The sequence below is a fragment of the Kurthia sibirica genome, assembly GCF_003143975.1.
Lineage (GTDB): Bacteria > Bacillota > Bacilli > Bacillales_A > Planococcaceae > Kurthia > Kurthia sibirica.
In genome coordinates this window covers 1-16,877 of the sequence record NZ_QFVR01000017.1, presented here as the reverse complement: position 1 = coordinate 16,877, position 16,877 = coordinate 1, and the positions used below count along the sequence as shown (strand labels likewise).

General features: G+C 31.4%; 13 protein-coding genes and 2 pseudogenes. 2 read left to right on the top strand and 13 right to left on the bottom strand.

The features are described 5' to 3' along the window. Window positions 1-66: 66 nt before the first annotated feature. The 8 genes and pseudogenes from DEX24_RS12010 to DEX24_RS11985 form a co-directional block, all read right to left on the bottom strand. Complete coding sequence (locus DEX24_RS12010; protein ID WP_109306653.1) at window positions 67-1,371, bottom strand: GTPase; 1,305 nt, start codon at window positions 1,369-1,371, stop codon at window positions 67-69. Window positions 1,372-2,072: 701 nt separating this feature from the next. Further along, entirely contained in the window at window positions 2,073-2,201 is a 129-nt protein-coding gene (locus tag DEX24_RS17855; protein ID WP_373863582.1) for a hypothetical protein, read from the bottom strand. A 23-nt stretch (window positions 2,202-2,224) separates the two neighbouring features. Next, window positions 2,225-2,434, bottom strand: a complete 210-nt coding sequence (locus DEX24_RS12005) for a hypothetical protein (RefSeq protein WP_109306652.1) — start codon at window positions 2,432-2,434, stop codon at window positions 2,225-2,227. Continuing rightward, on the bottom strand, window positions 2,431-2,649 hold the full coding sequence (locus DEX24_RS12000) for a helix-turn-helix domain-containing protein (protein ID WP_109306651.1): 219 nt from the start codon (window positions 2,647-2,649) through the stop codon (window positions 2,431-2,433). The genes DEX24_RS12005 and DEX24_RS12000 overlap by 4 nt, the downstream gene beginning before the upstream one ends. Before the next feature lie 258 nt (window positions 2,650-2,907). Continuing rightward, a complete protein-coding gene (locus DEX24_RS11995; protein ID WP_109306650.1) occupies window positions 2,908-3,732 on the bottom strand; it encodes a hypothetical protein in 825 nt (274 codons plus the stop codon). Between the two features lie 407 nt (window positions 3,733-4,139). Next, the gene (locus DEX24_RS17230; protein WP_170112931.1) at window positions 4,140-4,298 is read right to left on the bottom strand and encodes a hypothetical protein; all 159 of its coding nucleotides are present in this window, start codon (window positions 4,296-4,298) and stop codon (window positions 4,140-4,142) included. Window positions 4,299-4,409: 111 nt separating this feature from the next. Further along, a pseudogene (locus DEX24_RS11990) lies at window positions 4,410-4,562 on the bottom strand (type I restriction enzyme subunit R domain-containing protein); the annotation flags it as partial. A 188-nt stretch (window positions 4,563-4,750) separates the two neighbouring features. Continuing rightward, window positions 4,751-6,373, bottom strand: a complete 1,623-nt coding sequence (locus DEX24_RS11985) for a DUF2075 domain-containing protein (RefSeq protein WP_170112930.1) — start codon at window positions 6,371-6,373, stop codon at window positions 4,751-4,753. Between the two features lie 889 nt (window positions 6,374-7,262). On the opposite strand from DEX24_RS11985, the gene DEX24_RS11980 reads away from it, so the two are divergent. Then, window positions 7,263-7,523, top strand: coding sequence for a transposase (locus DEX24_RS11980; RefSeq protein WP_109306648.1), 261 nt, complete (start codon window positions 7,263-7,265; stop codon window positions 7,521-7,523). 535 nt (window positions 7,524-8,058) lie between these two features. Here DEX24_RS11980 and DEX24_RS11970 read toward each other — a convergent pair. Genes DEX24_RS11970 through DEX24_RS11960 form a run of 3 tightly spaced genes read right to left on the bottom strand, consistent with a single transcriptional unit; the run spans window position 8,059 to window position 11,588 of the window. After that, window positions 8,059-8,829, bottom strand: a complete 771-nt coding sequence (locus DEX24_RS11970) for a hypothetical protein (RefSeq protein ID WP_109306646.1) — start codon at window positions 8,827-8,829, stop codon at window positions 8,059-8,061. Beyond that, complete coding sequence (locus DEX24_RS11965) at window positions 8,819-9,673, bottom strand: hypothetical protein (protein WP_109306645.1); 855 nt, start codon at window positions 9,671-9,673, stop codon at window positions 8,819-8,821. The genes DEX24_RS11970 and DEX24_RS11965 overlap by 11 nt, the downstream gene beginning before the upstream one ends. Window position 9,674: 1 nt before the next feature. Next, window positions 9,675-11,588 (bottom strand): hypothetical protein, encoded by a 1,914-nt coding sequence (locus DEX24_RS11960; RefSeq protein WP_246131457.1) that lies wholly within the window; start codon window positions 11,586-11,588, stop codon window positions 9,675-9,677. Window positions 11,589-12,146: 558 nt separating this feature from the next. Here DEX24_RS11960 and DEX24_RS17850 point away from each other — a divergent pair. Beyond that, window positions 12,147-12,284, top strand: coding sequence for a hypothetical protein (locus DEX24_RS17850; protein ID WP_170112929.1), 138 nt, complete (start codon window positions 12,147-12,149; stop codon window positions 12,282-12,284). On the opposite strand, the pseudogene DEX24_RS17505 reads toward DEX24_RS17850, so the two are convergent. Further along, window positions 12,259-13,048: pseudogene (locus tag DEX24_RS17505) on the bottom strand (IS3 family transposase); the annotation flags it as partial. The gene DEX24_RS17850 and the pseudogene DEX24_RS17505 overlap by 26 nt on opposite strands. A 1,825-nt stretch (window positions 13,049-14,873) precedes the next feature. Then, complete coding sequence (locus DEX24_RS11935) at window positions 14,874-16,676, bottom strand: DUF262 domain-containing protein (protein ID WP_109306639.1); 1,803 nt, start codon at window positions 16,674-16,676, stop codon at window positions 14,874-14,876. Between the last annotated feature and the right edge of the window lie 201 nt (window positions 16,677-16,877).

The following is a 16,877-nucleotide window of genomic DNA, read 5'->3' as shown; positions in this document are numbered from 1 at the left end:
ATATATTTCTAATTAAGTTAGAATTGTATTTAAATCACCTTAACATGCTTCAAATAATAAGGACAACTATTTCCCTTCAAACTCATCCTTCGCTTCTTTTTTTGATTGTTGTAAAACATCTTTTGCCTCATCAGTTGTTTTTCTATCTATATAATGTGCTATTGCAGCCTGTCCAACAGCATATGTACCAGAATATGCTATTGCACTGCTAATGGCCGAACCTGAAACTGGTACTACAAGATTTAATAGTTTGGTCCCTTGTTGTGCAATCATGCGAAGCGCTACACCTAAAGCAGCGACCCCTCCTACAGAAAAGATGAATTCTCTAGCAATTTTCCCATTAATTTTTTCACCGTTTAAATATGCAATTATTGTAACTTCTATAATTTGAATTGGTATTAAAATAGTGATATCACTAAGTGGTATAGGAGTTACAGCAACTGCTGCACTAGCCATTGAGAATGATTTCACCATTCTATTGGCAATTTTTTTAATCGCTATTTCAATTTTATCGGTAAGCATTAGATAGACTGCTGCCCGAAAATCCATATTCTCTTCTAAAAAATTTACTAGTGTATCGATATTATAGCGCCCATCAAATTCAATAGTTAATTGACTCTGTTCTTCTGGACTTAATTTTTCAGGTTCTTCATGATTCCATTCAATATAAGATGAAACTGGAATGATAAATGAATCATGTATTCCTACTTCTTCAAGTACTTTACGAACTTGTTCCTCTTTAATTATTATATTAGCTTTTTTCTTCTCAGTATAACTGTCTGGCTCTTTTATTCGTGATGGCTCTATATCATCAATTCTATTGATTACAGTAACTAATGGAACTTCAATTTCAAGATATGCGTAAATCTCCTTTAAATAAAGAGAGTCTTCCTTTAAAGTAGATCTATCTGCACCATTAGTTAATAATAAAAATGCATCTGGTTCAAACTCTTCTATAACTTTTTTTAAGTCGTCTTCTGCTGAAGTATCTTTGACTTGTATAGATTCTTTAATCCCTCGAGTATCAATAATTTCAAAAACCACTTCACCATTCGATTCAAAATTGTACTTTTCATAAACTTTCGTTCCTACTTCTATCGCACTTGTTTTTGCAAAATATTTACCAAAAACAGCATTTATCAAGCTACTTTTCCCAACACCTGTACGTCCCATTAATACCAATCTTGGTGGTCTTTTTTCTTTGATACCTGTTATAATCTCATTTATTTCATCTGATTTCATCATCTTTAAAACTATTTGTCTGGCTTTTTCAGGAATTCCAAAATCTAAATTGTCAATAATTTTTTCTACTGATTCTAATGTATTAACTATTTGATCTAACCTTGCTTCTAATATTTCTTTATTATTCATTGTATACCATTCCTTTTTAATTGTTTTCTACTACATAATAATTGAGCGTATAAAATATTTTGTGTAATAACTAAAGATATAGAAAAGGAAGACCTTTTCTTCGTAGAATTAAGTCACCACAAACGACTTCAAACATAACAAAGGCTGTTTCTGAAACAGTAGAAGCATTTAATATTTTCACAATCTTCATAAATTGGATTAATAAATTTAGTGTTTTCTAGTATTTCAATTTTAACATTTGCCCTCTTGAATAAGTTTTCTATATTTGAAACTTACCCCCTTATTGTCACTATCTTCTTTGAGGTATTCAAAAATTCTTCCTTTGAAATCTCTCCAACTAGAATATTCCACCGGGCAATTTCTAAACTCACCTGTAATTATTATTTCATCTACATTATTCATTTTTATAAGAAGGTATATTTGTCTAATTTAATTGTAGGATCAAAGTGTTTTCTAAACCTCTGAATGCTAACACCATAAAACTTAATAACTATTATAATCTCCTTAAAAAGTAAAATAACAATGCCTATTTTATCATATATAATAGTTTATATTTCCTTATTTTCATAAAATCCTTATTTAAATTAAAAAAGCACGCTAAACAGCGCGCTTAATCCATCTCCATATTCTCTTTTGTTTACCATCTATCCAAACTCTTGGATTCGCGATAACATAGCCGCTTTTTTCTTCAAAAAAAGCATTTATTCGTTTAAAGGATCTACACGCTCTTTAAATTGACGCCCTAAAACGTTATCAAATACACGTGATATATGATTTCCCCAAACTCTACGCTTTTTACGGATAATTGATTGAATACTCCACTCAGACATTAATCGATAAACTTTCTTATGATTTACATGAAATCCTTATCTCGTAAAGCAATTTTCATATGAGGGTATCCATACATTTTATGTGTTTGATGTATCGTTGAAATTTGCTCCTTTAAAAGGAGATCATCTTGTGTATGTAATGATACCTTGCCATTTTTAAGCCACTTATAATAACCCGATCGTTGTGCTTTTGCCATTTCAGTGAGCCAAGTAATGGAGTAGCGATTTTTCATTTCTTCGATAATGTGATAACGATCTGGATAAGTAGGCGTTCAAAAGCTTGTATTGATCCTACTTCTTTGTATTTCTTAATCCAAGCTTTCACTTGAGAAATATTACGGATTTCATAACGATCCGCCATTTTTTGCATACGCTCATTGTCTTTTAAATAGGCTTGTACAACCTCTAATTTCAACTCATTTGAATATGAATTATTTGTTCTAGACATAGAAAAATCCCTTTAAGTAAATGTTTATCTACAGCGTACTGTAGTTTTTTTAACATTGTCTACCTAAAGGGGATAATATCAAGAAAAGTTCTTTTAGATAACTTTAATAGTGTCAAAAAAATTAGTAGATATACGGTGGATATTCCCCATATGCATCCTATAAACCCTTTAAAATCAAAGTTTAAAAGACCTTTTGACCGTCCAAAATTGCTCTTACAAAGAAATTCATAAGGTTTTATAAACTATGATTACGGAGATCTAAACTTGTTTGTTTAAGTCTTTTAGCCAACTAAATACCGCATCTTCGTCTTCAAAGTCTTCAACATGTAACCATTTATTTTTTAAATGTTCATATTTTTCTGATAAATAGTTTTGTCCATTATAAGATACCCCGTATGAATCATTTACTAATATATACTTTGTGGAATAATCTCTACCCACAGAGTCAATATACTCGATAGTTAATTGATCAAAATCTTTTAATTGGCATTGTAGATTTAGCGCAAACGTATTATATTCTGCACAATAGCCATTAGTCGCATTCGTTTTCAACAATAAAATAACGCCATCTTCTAAAACCCTAATATTTCGATTATCCCCACAATAATCCTCAATTATCTCTGGGAAATCGATAAAGTTTTTTCGCCAATCTGTAATCGAATGATTTTTAATCGTTGTATTTAATGCCTTTTCTACCGAGTTGTCCGGCAAACTATCAAGCATATTTTTCAAGAACATGACGTTTTCATCACGTAAATATCGTTTCCATCCGTAGTCACGGTCGAAACTATCTTTCGAAAAAGTATAGTTATGTCCAATCTTCACTAAATAATCACCCCAGCAAAGTAACGCACGAGATAACAACGTAGACGAAATCGTTAATCCTTTTTCCCAAAAAATAAGCGTTGCTTTTTTGAAGTACAGTTTAAATTTTACTTGTGCTTCTGGATGATTGATCGCTACAAAATCCAGGCTATCTGTAACTCCAGCAAACTTCAATAAAAGGCCGATTTCCCCTGTAAAATAGGGATGATCTTCTGCTTGTTCGATATACGCCTTCCAATTTGAATCAAGATTTTTCAACTTTGCTTTATTTATTTCCTGCTGTACCTACATTTGATAAAACCATTCTAATTTCATCTGTTCAGAAATCAAATAGGATTCGATATCATTTATATAATCTTTCATTCTATATAGCGCCACAATTGAAGAACGATACTCCATCACATTGTTATAAATCGTATTTTCAGTTACATTGCGAACAAAGCGAAGCCACTGATTGAAAGAATCTTCATCTAATTTTGTTGAATATTTAGCATATAAAACAACACTATATAATTGAATTCTTTCCGTAGATGTTACATTTTCTTTTAGATTACGCTCAAATAATTCTTTAATATTTTCTTATTTGCTAAAGGAATTAGCTGCGTAAATGTATTTAAAAATAGCTGCATTTCTTGCATCCACTCAGCAGACTTTACCTGTGCCAACTACAGTTCAGTAGCAAACAAAGCCGAATCATTTTTCTTTAAAATAATATCAATTGGCACACTTGAATTTGAAAAACTTGCTACATGATTCGCCAACATTGTTTTTACGAATTGATAGAAGGCTACGTCATAATCTAACTGTGCATATTGCCATAACAAATCTGTCCAAGTCGTATCTATTTGGATTAAAAAAGGTTCTACATCATGTTGTGAAACACTTTCACCCGCCTATAGAAAGCTTTGTAGTTGGGCCTTGAAAATTTCAAAAGTCGTAAATGGCTTTCTAAATGTTACGATTAACCCTTTTGTTTTCCCTGGACACGTTCGGTTGGTACGTGAGAATGCTTGAATTAAATTCGTATAGCTTAAATTACGATCGACAAACAGCGTTTGAATCGTGGGTGCATCAAAACCGGTTAATATATGGACGTTGCCACTACCCACTCTCCTCTCTGTTTTTCATATCAGTGATTAGTTATAAAATTTAAAATTAACCTCGAAGCAAAAGTAAGTTTAATGCTGACCCTCTAGTTTTACGAACCTACTCCCAGGTACACCCACATCAAAAACTCTCAAATCCCTTCTAATCCAACCACATAATTTCGCTACTTTTAATAAGACAATAATTTCTCCCGCAATGCTTCATCACTTGCATAAATATAAAGCCCTTTAATACCCCGCTTCATTAAAATATTAATGGAGTTAAGTACGATTTTTTCTTTTGCTTCATTTACATTGGTAATGCCTTCCGTACCTGTATAAGCACCTTTGTCCATATACTTACTCGTATCAATAACGATTTCATCTTTAGCAGCATCGTATTGAACAGAAGGTCCCAGCACGACACCAACGTAATTTAAATCAAACCCTTGAATTGTATAAATAGAGCCAGCTTCATGAATTGTTTCAGGCTTCTCAGCCCAAGTGTATTTCGTACTTGTTGTGTTCCAAGGTATTTTGTATTCCCCATTTGATTCATTCACATAATATGTGCCACCATCTTTTTTATGTAGATAATCAAATGTTGAAACGACACGGCTTAATCCAAATTGATGATTTTGAGCCTTTATTTTTCCATGCATATCTTTCATCGTTTCAAAAATTTTTAATTCATAGTTCACATCGTGAGGCAATGGCAGCACTTGCTTACGTTTAAATGCATTGATCCAATTAATAACTTCATCATTTGCCTGCATACGGAACTGATTTGATAACTGATATTCCTCCTGGTATGTGCTCAACTTTTTTAGTTGCTCTAATGTAGCAGCCCCCCATAGGCTTTTCAACTTAAGTACTTGATCTTGGTCATAAATAATAACGACTACTTTTGCAAGCTTTAAAAGTTCCTCCAGATGATTATTTCCATGAAAATTATTATAAGTATCTGGCTTTGTTAACAATAAATGAGCTTCATCTACAAAAATAATGTCCGCTTTTTTCTGCTCTTTTTGAAGTGTGTTTACTAATGGTGTTGGCTTCATAAAGTTTTTACCCTTTAGATGCTTTACCTGCTTCGCAATTCCTTTATACGTCTTAAACATTTCCTCATGGTTTACAACTAAATAGTTTTCTGTCTTATATAATGGTGAAGATGCTTCTTCAGCTCGTTCCTGTATCGTGTTAAAAATCGAACTTAAAACAACGCTTTTCCCTACACCAGCTTCACCTTCTATCACTAACAGGCTACCATATTCAGTTGTAGTTGCTTGTATTTGTTTCTCACAAAATTCGAGTACTTTTCCTTTTAATTCCAGTTGCTCTAAAGATAATTCTTTAAAAGGAGATAATTTAAAAATGTCTTTGTTTTCAATCGTATGAAGCTCATGATTAACAAGCTTTTGTTCATATAGTTTCTGCCATAGTTCTTTAAATACTTTTTGATCATAGTACGGTTTGTTGTAATAATTGTGCGTAAAATCACTAGCCGTTTTACTTTTGTTTTGCAGTGTATATTTTTCATCACCTAGGAAGTAATTTATAAGCTTCGTTTCTAAATGAAATGTTGCGGATCGATTAAATTTATCATGCTTGATGAGATTGATTTGATCAATATTTTTACGAGCTTTTAAATGTGCTTTCATTCGATTTTTAAAATATACGGTTTCACCGATATAAGCCTCTTTGTTGCCGTTTAACACATATATGACTGGGTAATTTACATACTGATCTGTATTGCTTATTTGATTAATACGATCTTGCTTAAACGGCAAAGATAGTATTTCGATTGCTGTCATTTTTTCACCTACTTATGATTTTTCCTAGTAAAACAGGTATTCAAACCTTTCAAGGAAATGATTTCTATGAAGTCACTATGAATCCAATTACCACTTTAATAATAACAAAGCAGCAATAGGAATATCTACCAGATAAAAAACTTCTGAAATAATCATAGATGCCCTTTCTACTTTCATCTGCTCGTTTAGCGTTATTACAAGCGTTTGCGACTACCAGCTCTTTTACATTCATCAATTGTGATTATGGAAAATTGGATCATACCTATAAATCACCAAATCCTCTAAAACTGTAACATAGCTATCCCCGTTCAGATGAACAACCTTCAATAATAATATTTTCAGCATGTGTAAGCGATTGGTTAGGGGCATATTGCCGAAGCAATTATGCCTTTAAACCATTGATAATAAAGGATTTACAATAAAAAAATGAAATATTTTCTCAACTTTTTTCAGAATTTAAGCTCTAATTAGGCTAAAATCCTTGGAAGAATCAGATAATAGTTTTTTCAGTCGAATCCTTCCATTGCTAATTAATCCCCTTTGTCCTGGAGGAATTATACAATAGTTTTTCCATTCAATTTCTTCCAATGATAATTCCCTCTATTTAGATAAATGCTGTATATCTTACATCAATTCCCTATAAATGTAGCTTGAATATTCAAGAAATCTCAATGGCTTTTTGATATAAATTGTATAAATGTTATATAACTTTTTTTGCATTATTTTGCTCTGTATGAGCTTTTTCATTGGAAGAATCTAATTGTAATTTTTTCGGTCATTCTCTTCCTCTTAGATTTTCTTTAAATTTATATAACTGGAGTTAGTATAGTTGTATGGACACCTTGAAGTTAAGTCCTTATCCTAGAAATTAAGAGAGGACGTGTCCGTAATGAAACAAAAATGTTACAATCAAGAATTCAAAGAAACAATCGTAGAATTTTATCGTGCCGTTACACCCGTCAATCAACTTGCCAGTGAATATGGTGTTACTGAAGTAAATATTTATAAATGGATTAAATTGCATTCCTCAATTGAAGGTGAAAAATCACTTACAACAGCTGATATGTCAGCCAGACAGAAAGAAAACTTACGCTTAAAACAAGAGGTAGAAATTTTAAAAAAGGCTATGACCATATTCTCGAAAAAGTGATGGATCAAGAAATTATCGAACATATTAATGAAGAGAAAGCACATTATCCTGTTCAAATGACGTGTCGCGTTTTAAAGTTGCCTAAGAGTAGGTATTATCAGGCTGCTCATATAAAACCTTCGGTATATTATCTGGAAAATCAACACATAACAGAACGTATTCGTGAAATACATCCAGAAAGTGACTGTCGTTATGGAGCACCTAAAATTCACTATTTATAAAAATAAAAGCGATCAACGCTCCTGTTATCGTTGATCGCTTAAAGCAATTTAATTACTCATATCAAATATTTTGATTTACATCACCAATTTCAATTATCTATATAGAGTAGCTAATCCTTGTGGCCTAGGGATTAGCTGCTCTATTTGCATTTCAAAATGAAAATTTACGAAATAATGATTAATGCTGTAAAGCTTATATCTACTCTATCCAATCGAAATTTCATTACATCTATTTTCCATATTCAGAACATCCAAAATTTATTTAATAAAAAACGAAAAAATTTTTATAGTTAAATTTATTTATTTTAGTATTTTTACAAAATTACTTTATTTTGTGACTCAATACCCGACACATCAAAATAATTCCCCAATGCCTTTATAAACTCTTCCTGCAAAGATTTGATATCTAATAACGGACTCATTAATACTGGGTACGATTTATTAAGCTCAAAAATAACTCGTCGGCCGTAACGTTCATCTTTACCTAAATCAGGACGATTCGTTATTTTTCCTTTTAACAGTTCACCGATTCCTAAGTTATGAATAACCGTTAAGATTTTTACTAGAAACTCTCCATTTCTAAAAATGGAATACTTGATAATGTAATTGAATATATCTAGGTTATCTACTATTAACTCGTAATGTTGCTCTTTAGAAAACGTTAACTCTGTAGCATCTTCAATATATTCAACTGCTAAAATACATTTATAAATATAGTTTTCCCAGTCAAAATCTTTGATAACAATATTGCAAAACTCGCGATAGCTTTCTAAAACTTGAGGATATTTCCCGATGATATAATCCCGTTTGTGTGTGATTAATAGCGAATGCCAGAAACGCTCATTAAAATGAATATCACGATCTAAATTCACATATGCATTCGCAATAGCTTGAAATGCTGCTAGAAAATCTGCTTTCTTTTGGATTTCAGAACCTTTACCCATATATATTGGAAAATCTGGTGCTTCCTCAATTTCAATTGTTTCTTCTGAGAAAAATAAATCGTCTGTTACCTCACCATTTTTAAATGCTATATAGAGTAACTCATCCTTTTTATAACCTTCTGTTAAAAGCTTAATCCTCATGTGCTACTAACTCCTTTACAGCTTTTACGTATTTCTCAATGATTTGATGTGATATACGCCCAATCACTTCATCAATATTATCTACACTTAATTCCCCTACTGATTTGCCCACCATTAAATTATATAATTTATAATCAAGCAAATCCTCTGGCTGTGTAATTTGCGATATTTCTACTACATCGTCATCTTCCTCAGCATAGGTGCTAATAAATCGCTCTAATGCCATCCGTAAGCCTGTGTATAAATATGGATTCAGGAATGCATTTGCTTTCGCCATTGACTGGAACTGCATTTCTTCATCGCGGAAATGAAGAATGATACATTCAGAGCCTAGTTCAAACTTAATCGCTGAAGAAAGCTTTGGATCTAAACGCTTTTCAAATAAATCAAGAGGATTTTTCATCCCCCCTTCAAACGTTACAATATTTGAAAAACCGAGCATCGAAAATTCCGGTACCGTAATCGATGCTTTCAATTCGTCATAAAAGCTGTTCAGTTCATTGTTTTGCGCAAATGTAATATCCTTATTTGCGACAATGTGTATTTGAATCGATGTACGACTCGAAAGCGTCATTCGATTTTTCGGAATCTCGACTTGTAAATTAGTTGGCTCCAAAGGGAAAAACTTTGTATCCTTTGATTGAATAACTAGTAAGTATTGAGCTTCCCCACTGTTTAATAGGCCCTGGACAAAATCAGATGTTAAGTACTTTTGGATTTTGAATTTATATAAATCTCCGTCCTCTTCAAAACTCACTTTGATCATAAAGTCGCTTTCTTCATAAGAAAACGTATTCGAAGAAAGTATTGGATAAGGAAAGTTTGCATCTTTTTTATAAATCATGTTACACCTCTACATAATAAATGAATTTTAACGAGCGATTATATGCTGGCTGAAGAGCTAGCTGTAAATTTACATACCCTTTTTTAACCGATACGTTTTTTATAGCATCTTTTTCAACTTTACATTCTGCATTCGTATTTTTGTCTATAACTTTCACATAGTTTGCTAGCATATTAAATTCACCCATATACTCTTTACCCATTCCGTCTACTATGTTGAATTTTAAATTACAGCGCACTGCTTTTGACACATCTGGGTCGCCTGTTAAATTTAGTTGAATGATTTCTTGATCATTCAATAATAAGCGTTCTACACGGTATGGATTAATTTTAAATTCATCCTTAACATCCTCTACCGCACTTTTCTCATCCCCTTTATCCGGCTTATTACTTTTTCGTCGGATACCTGTTTGTTTTGGTTTTACGGGATTTTCAGTTCCTCTTTTCTTACGTTTCTCTTTTGCCGGTGCGATTTCAGCGTTTTTCCCTTCATCGCTTGTGACAATATTTCGACCATTTTTAATTTTAATCGTGCCGAATGATTCTGCTAAATTCTCTTTAAAATCCAGCTCCATTGTATATAGTATGTCGGATGTATTAATTTTCCCGTCAACTGGATTATGTTTACGGACTGCTTCATCAATGACTTTCAGCAGCTCTTTCGTTAAATTACTAATAAACTTCTTCGCTTGTTTTTTTAGCTCTGGATTTTTAATATCGTCACTCGAAATTTTAGTATGCGATTCATTTTCAAGTGATTTTAAATAGACATCCTCATCACTACTTCCGATTAATACGCCATTAAATGGTTTTGTAGAATTATTTTTCACCATAAAGTCTTCAATTTTCATACCGATCGTTCGAATAATCGCAACTCTCCCTTTTGGAATTTGTTCATCATAGTTGAAGTACAAATTAAATTTAAATGTTGAACTACCATGAGGAATTTCAATAACATGCGATGTTTCATTTTTATAAGTACGAACATATAAAGGCGTAAACACTTTTTTCATAGCCGAAATATCTTGCTCATAATAATTAGGGTTGCTTACAATGTCCTCGATAGTAGATGCATCAATAACCAAATCATTTATTTGTACAATTAACTTTTTCTCAAGAATCGCAACAAAGAAGCTATCACATACTGAGCGAATGATTTCATCTTCTTTATAAAAGCTTTTGCGTAAAAATGGAATGACAATCTTTAAACCGCGCGTTTGCTTTTCAAAAATTCCACCAAATTTATTTTCAAACGGCAGGAAATTTGAACCCCCTAACTTAGCAAAATAGCCAGTAGATCGATAATAAGCATTTTTATACTGATGCTCGATTAATTGGATTGTGCCTCCTAAGTGTTTCTCTCCTTCTTTGTCACAGTTAGCAAAAAACATCATATGTAAATCAGATGCCGCATTAGATGCAATTTTCCCTACACCATGAGAACCGCCACGAGAAGCTTCAAATTTTTCATCCTTCTCTTCGAAATGAACCCCTTTGTTATATGCATAAATACCCCATGTATGGTCTTTTGAATTACTTTGACCATACTTTGCACCAGTTAAACCACGTGTATTGCTATCTTCAAACGAAATATAACGTAATTCTTTCTCTTGCATAGTCGCTTTCATGTGACTGATTGTTTCTTTAGCGTAGCCATTGCGTCCCTCAAGACTATTAATACGTTCTACAATTGAATCTATTCCCGGAATCGATTGTCGATCAATTTTCCCCAATTTAATCGTAACGACTATTGGCTGATCATTATCATTTAGTCGACCGTCTAACGAGTTTTGTATATTTTCTCTTGTTAGACCTGCTACCCCTAAACTATAAAAGCGTTCTAAAATTTTATTGAAATTTGATTCTTCGATATTTGGTATTTGTGAAAATTGCCATTGGTTATCAGTTGCGTTCAAATTGTGCACCTCAATTATCAGTGTTTTATAGGTCATAAATATCTTCATTTATTATGATTATTTTATCACTTATTGTATTTTTTAACCTCTAATTATAGAATAAATTATCTATTAGTTATACAAAATTCCACATTCTATATAATTCCCACAGATTTATAGGTATTGATTGCAATACGATTTTTGTATTTAACGCTCGGCCGTGATGCAACGATTATTATTATCCTGCCTAAAGTATCTTTAATAGCACTTGGGAATTTATTTGTTTTATAAGTAAAATTCGTTTTCAATATATTAAGAGCTATGGATCTATTTAAAGGTCCATAGCTCTTTTCATTTAACTGACATTGTAATAAAAAACCATTTCCAAACAATTCCTCCAATATTATATAATTAATTCAAATAACTTCACTAAACAAAGCAGTATCAGTAGGAGGGCTTACATGGAAAAGCCGTTATGTTTGATTCGTGAGTTTCCGGTCATTATGTATCCTGAAGAATATGTTCGACAAAAACTACTGAAGATTTGTATGCGCTATATACCACAAAACTTATATTGAAGTGGAAAGACCTGTACATAAGTATAGTAAAACAGATTTGAAATTAAGAGCTGCCATCTTTATTTTGAATGAAGATTCAAAGCCCTATCTAATAATAGAATGTAAGGAGCCTACTTCTCATTTGACGCTTCAGCCGTAAAATGACGATTTAAAATATTTGGCGCAATTTTACCAATCGTCCCTTTATAAGATTTACATTTTTTTATACGTACCATGCATTTTAAGCCTAAGGATTTCATAAGACGTTGAACCTTTTTATGATTAACTTTTTGTCTACAATTCGCTAGCTCATTTCGAATACGACGATAGCCATAACGACCACCATGTTCATTATAAATCGCTTGAATATCATCTTTTAACTTGGCATCTGGATCCCATCGATTCATCTTCTTTACGTAATCATAATACGTGCTACGTGGAATGCCTACGAACTTCGAAAGCGCCTTCATCGGATATTTATTGCCTTAATTCATAGATGTCCTTTACTTTGTCTTCTTTGGTGATGTTTCCTTGGCTTGAACTAAGGAGTTCAATTTTTTTAAATACTAATTTCCCATACGTAGACGTTGGATTTCTACCTGAAGTGCTTCTGGTGAACCTTCTACTGGTAGTTGTTTTGGTTGTTTCTTTTTTCATGGATGGATGCCCCTTTGTTTTTGATTCAAGGGCCTCTATGCCACCAGAATGAACCATGTAGTTAAGTATATTTAGTTTAAGGGGTACAGAATAATTTATATAGGAATTTTGAAACGTTTCTTCGCCATGCAATTCGTATAATCTCAACCAAAATTGAAATTGGGTTTTTGTAACATACATCTAAGATGCATACTCGTTTTGTGAAATTTTATTTGGATTAATTCCTTGTACAATCGCTAATTTTAACACGCTCGTAAATTTGGTCATAAAAAAACTACACCTCCAATTATTAGATTGTGTCTAATAATTGGAGGTGTAGTTCAAAGGAGCAATTCAGAAGTTTGCTACCTACCTTGAGATCTAATTAATTGGTAAATTGATTTTTGACTATGTTTGAATACAATCTATTGAAATTGGATAAAAATAAAAAGTGCCAAAACCCTTATCTATCAAAGGTTTTGACACTCTATGAAATCGGTTGATTTCGTAATATGGAGACGGCGGGGATTCACACTAAAAAAACCTAAAACCTTATTATATCAATGTTTCAAAGGACTTTTCTTCATAAATCCACACGCTTTGACCAGATTTTGACCAAGAAAAAATATGAATGCCATACAGGGCTAATACGGATTCAGATTTTACACTAAAATGATTATTTAAAAACGCAACCAGCCTCTTCTAAATGTTCCTTAATATATTTACTTAAATCAAGATTAAACCTTACTAATAATTGAATTGGTTTATTACTTTTCTCATCTCTATGGACAGTTATATAATGAATGAATTTAAAATTTGATGTAGCTTCCTCATGCTTATTACACTACTTTTCATAAAAAGGTCATTAACTTCTAAAAAGAAATTATTAAGCGTTTTTTCTTCATTAAAGTATTCATTTCCAATATCAACTATCACCATAATTTCTTTAAAATTTACATCATAAGAGTATTCTCCTATATCCAGTAGTTCATATAAAGTCATTATATTCTTTTCACTGTATTCTGTTTATTTCTCAAATTCACCTGAGTACTTTTCAAACATTTTCTCTTGTAATAAATTCCTTACTTCTTCATAAGAAAACATTAAAATTCTCCTTTTCTGTTGAATATAATCCAAAAAAGCACCTGTTACGTATATTCAAGAAAAAAACCGTTTTTAAAACGGTTTTTCATGAATATGCAACAAGTTCTGATTTCTGTATAATTGGTCCTTTTTAGGACTATTAAAATTATATAATAAATCCCAATATTAACCAATTATGTATATACAAAAATTAAATCTAATTTTGAAGAAATTTATCTTTTCCTACTTATAGTATACAAGTTTAATGAAATTGGAGTCACTTAGACAAATAGAAAGGATTGATTAAATATGGATTTAGTAGTCAAAAAAAAAGGAATTCCGTTCATTAATTTTAGATCAAACAGTTTTCCATAATGGTGAAGAATTAAGCTTAGAAACCAAAAAGATAATTCTATCAGCTGCACTTGAAATGTTGAGTATCGTTAAAAACAATCATTACAAATTCCTTTTTTTCAAACTTTTTCACCTTCCTACACTGAATGTAAATAATATGTTTACATTCAGTGTAGGAATAATAGCTATTAAATATACATTATATAGATATGTGTATTTCGCAATTGAAATGTGAGCCACATCGCAACTGAAATATTAAGTCATTTCCGTAGACAAGATAATCAAGGCAGCAAGTTTGCTCGTAGGCTTTACATGGAGCCTCTGCGGGCATAATTCTCGCTTAAAAGGCGTAGTATCAAGGATTTAACGCCCGAACAAGGGTATCATGCCCGCCACTCCAAATAAAGCCGAGGTGTGTGTCTGGAAAGTACAGGGTGGATTAAGTGGCTCACTGGCTTAGTTAATAATTGGCTCAATATTGGGTTGCGATATACAGATATGAAGAAAAAAGGACCAGACATATATATTCTTTGTCTAGTCAAAAAAATAATATAAATATTAATTTTATTTTTATTTTTATTACATATTTTTTCATTATAAAGAATTTTTTAATGAAATGTCTATTTGAAAAACTACTTATAATAAAAAGATCCTAAATGTGCAATGAAGATTTTCTTTACTTGAAAAATGAATCCCAAAAAGATTTGGCTAATTCATTAGCTCTTTTAGATACATCATCCCTAGCAAAGCTAGATTTTTTTTCACATAAGGTTTGCATCATAATATATTTACTTTTTAAATATATTAATTTCTTTTGTTCAAATGATATTGTATTTTTATTTCGTTTCTTCTCTTCATTGATTTCTCTATTATATTTTTCTTCAAGAACTATTAAATTGCCAATATTTTCAGTATTACCTAACGATTCATCTAAAATATGCTCTATAGAATATTCATCATCATCAAATTCTCTATTATCCATTATATTAGCTATTTGTTTAATAGCATACGAAGCAGGATATGCTTCTAAACCGCCTCTTGCTTTTTCCTTAGAAAATTCTAAACACTCAAATTCTTTAATAAATTTTTCTTTCGTAATAAGCTTTAATAACTCTGTTCTTAATTTCAAAATTGCTAATTTAACATCATTTTTCGTCTTAGCATTAGAAATATTTCCAGCACAGTTTTTATACGGCATTGTAGCTTTATTAGACCTAATTTTTAAATTTGTTCCATATGCAGCAAAATGAAAGTTACTTAAAAACTGCAAGAATAAAGTTTTTTCTTTTTGAGGTAATTTCTTTTTACCTAGCTCTTCATTTTTGATATATAAAGAGAGTAAAACTGGTCGTACCTGTACGCCTTTAAATCTATTAATGGCTATTAAATAATTTAATTCTGCTTTTAACTCTTTCCTCGTAAATTGATTTTTATCTGGTGATACAATTGTTTTATAAAATTTTAGTCCTTGTTTCAGCTCTTTAACAAAACTTTCAAGTTCTTGATTCGTACTTGTACCAAATCTTTTAAGAAACTTTTTATATAAGTTATTTCCATTTGCACTATCCTCTGGATATACAGCCTTCCAATAATGTAGGAAAAATTCATTGAAAGTAGTATCTAAATCTACAATTTGTTGCTTGAAATCATTCCAGGTAATTGATATTTCATCAACTCCACCATCAGTAATACCAATTCTGCTAAAAATAGAGTTTTTTATCAAATCCACTTGAGAAAGTGGCTTACCTTTAGAGTTTATATTTTCAAATATTTTATTTGCTTGTTCTTTTTCTGAAACAAACACATCGATTATTTCGGACTTTAATAATTGATCTCTTAACGCTTTTAAAGCTTCAACATAATCTGCAGTTTTAAACTGATATTTATACATTGCCGACATTTTTTTTAAAAAAGCATCTTCTTTTAATTCTTTTAAAAAGAACTCAAATGTTTTCTTTAGTAAGTCCTCTTCTTCTGTAGTAGGTTCAACTTCACTATTTTTAGTATGATAGTCTTGAATAGTTTGCGTGAAATATGGATAACTAGAAGTTGTTTGTATTTTCCTTTGTGGAGAACCATCAATTTTTTTTATTAAATATTCACTTTGTACAGTATCGGCATAATCATGAGCTGCTGCTATTTGATCACTACTATACATTGTCGGATCGTTTACACCATACAATGAATTTCTTAAAGCTGCTAATAATATTGTAGCTGTAGTTAATCTCTGTTGACCATCTACAACTTCAACTAGATCTGTATCTTTTTCTCCTAAAAATAACATGTTCCCTAAAAAATACTGCGAAGTTTCAAATTTGGAAGTTTTGGGATTAAATGATATTTGTGATAACATATCCTTTAAAAATTCATTGTAATTATTTTGATCCCAAGAAAAATCACGTTGAAACCTTGGAATTCTATATGTCCTTGTAGCAGTTAATAAACCTCGTATATTATCACTCATTGCATCAAAATTCATTTCTTTCTTCCCTTCTTTTTTAACAAGTAAATTATGATAAAATTAAGACCTTATATCATCGCATATTTTAGACAAGAGTGTCAATATTTATGTGTAAATGACAATCCAACCTTTTCATAGTATCTGATCATTTTCGAATATATATATGCGTTAATTTGAGTTACTGGTCTTTGTTAACTTCAAACATTTCGGCCAGCTCTG

Excerpts from the sequence above, each read along its gene's own strand:
- DEX24_RS12010 (WP_109306653.1), bottom strand. The coding sequence starts at position 1,371 with ATGAATAATAAAGAAATATTAGAAGCAAGGTTAGATCAAATAGTTAAT.
- DEX24_RS17855 (WP_373863582.1), bottom strand. The coding sequence starts at position 2,201 with ATGTCTGAGTGGAGTATTCAATCAATTATCCGTAAAAAGCGTAGAGTT.
- DEX24_RS12005 (WP_109306652.1), bottom strand. The coding sequence starts at position 2,434 with ATGAAAAATCGCTACTCCATTACTTGGCTCACTGAAATGGCAAAAGCA.
- DEX24_RS12000 (WP_109306651.1), bottom strand. The coding sequence starts at position 2,649 with ATGTCTAGAACAAATAATTCATATTCAAATGAGTTGAAATTAGAGGTT.
- DEX24_RS11985 (WP_170112930.1), bottom strand. The coding sequence starts at position 6,373 with ATGACAGCAATCGAAATACTATCTTTGCCGTTTAAGCAAGATCGTATT.
- DEX24_RS11980 (WP_109306648.1), top strand. The coding sequence starts at position 7,263 with ATGAAACAAAAATGTTACAATCAAGAATTCAAAGAAACAATCGTAGAA.
- DEX24_RS11970 (WP_109306646.1), bottom strand. The coding sequence starts at position 8,829 with ATGAGGATTAAGCTTTTAACAGAAGGTTATAAAAAGGATGAGTTACTC.
- DEX24_RS11965 (WP_109306645.1), bottom strand. The coding sequence starts at position 9,673 with ATGATTTATAAAAAAGATGCAAACTTTCCTTATCCAATACTTTCTTCG.
- DEX24_RS11935 (WP_109306639.1), bottom strand. The coding sequence starts at position 16,676 with ATGAATTTTGATGCAATGAGTGATAATATACGAGGTTTATTAACTGCT.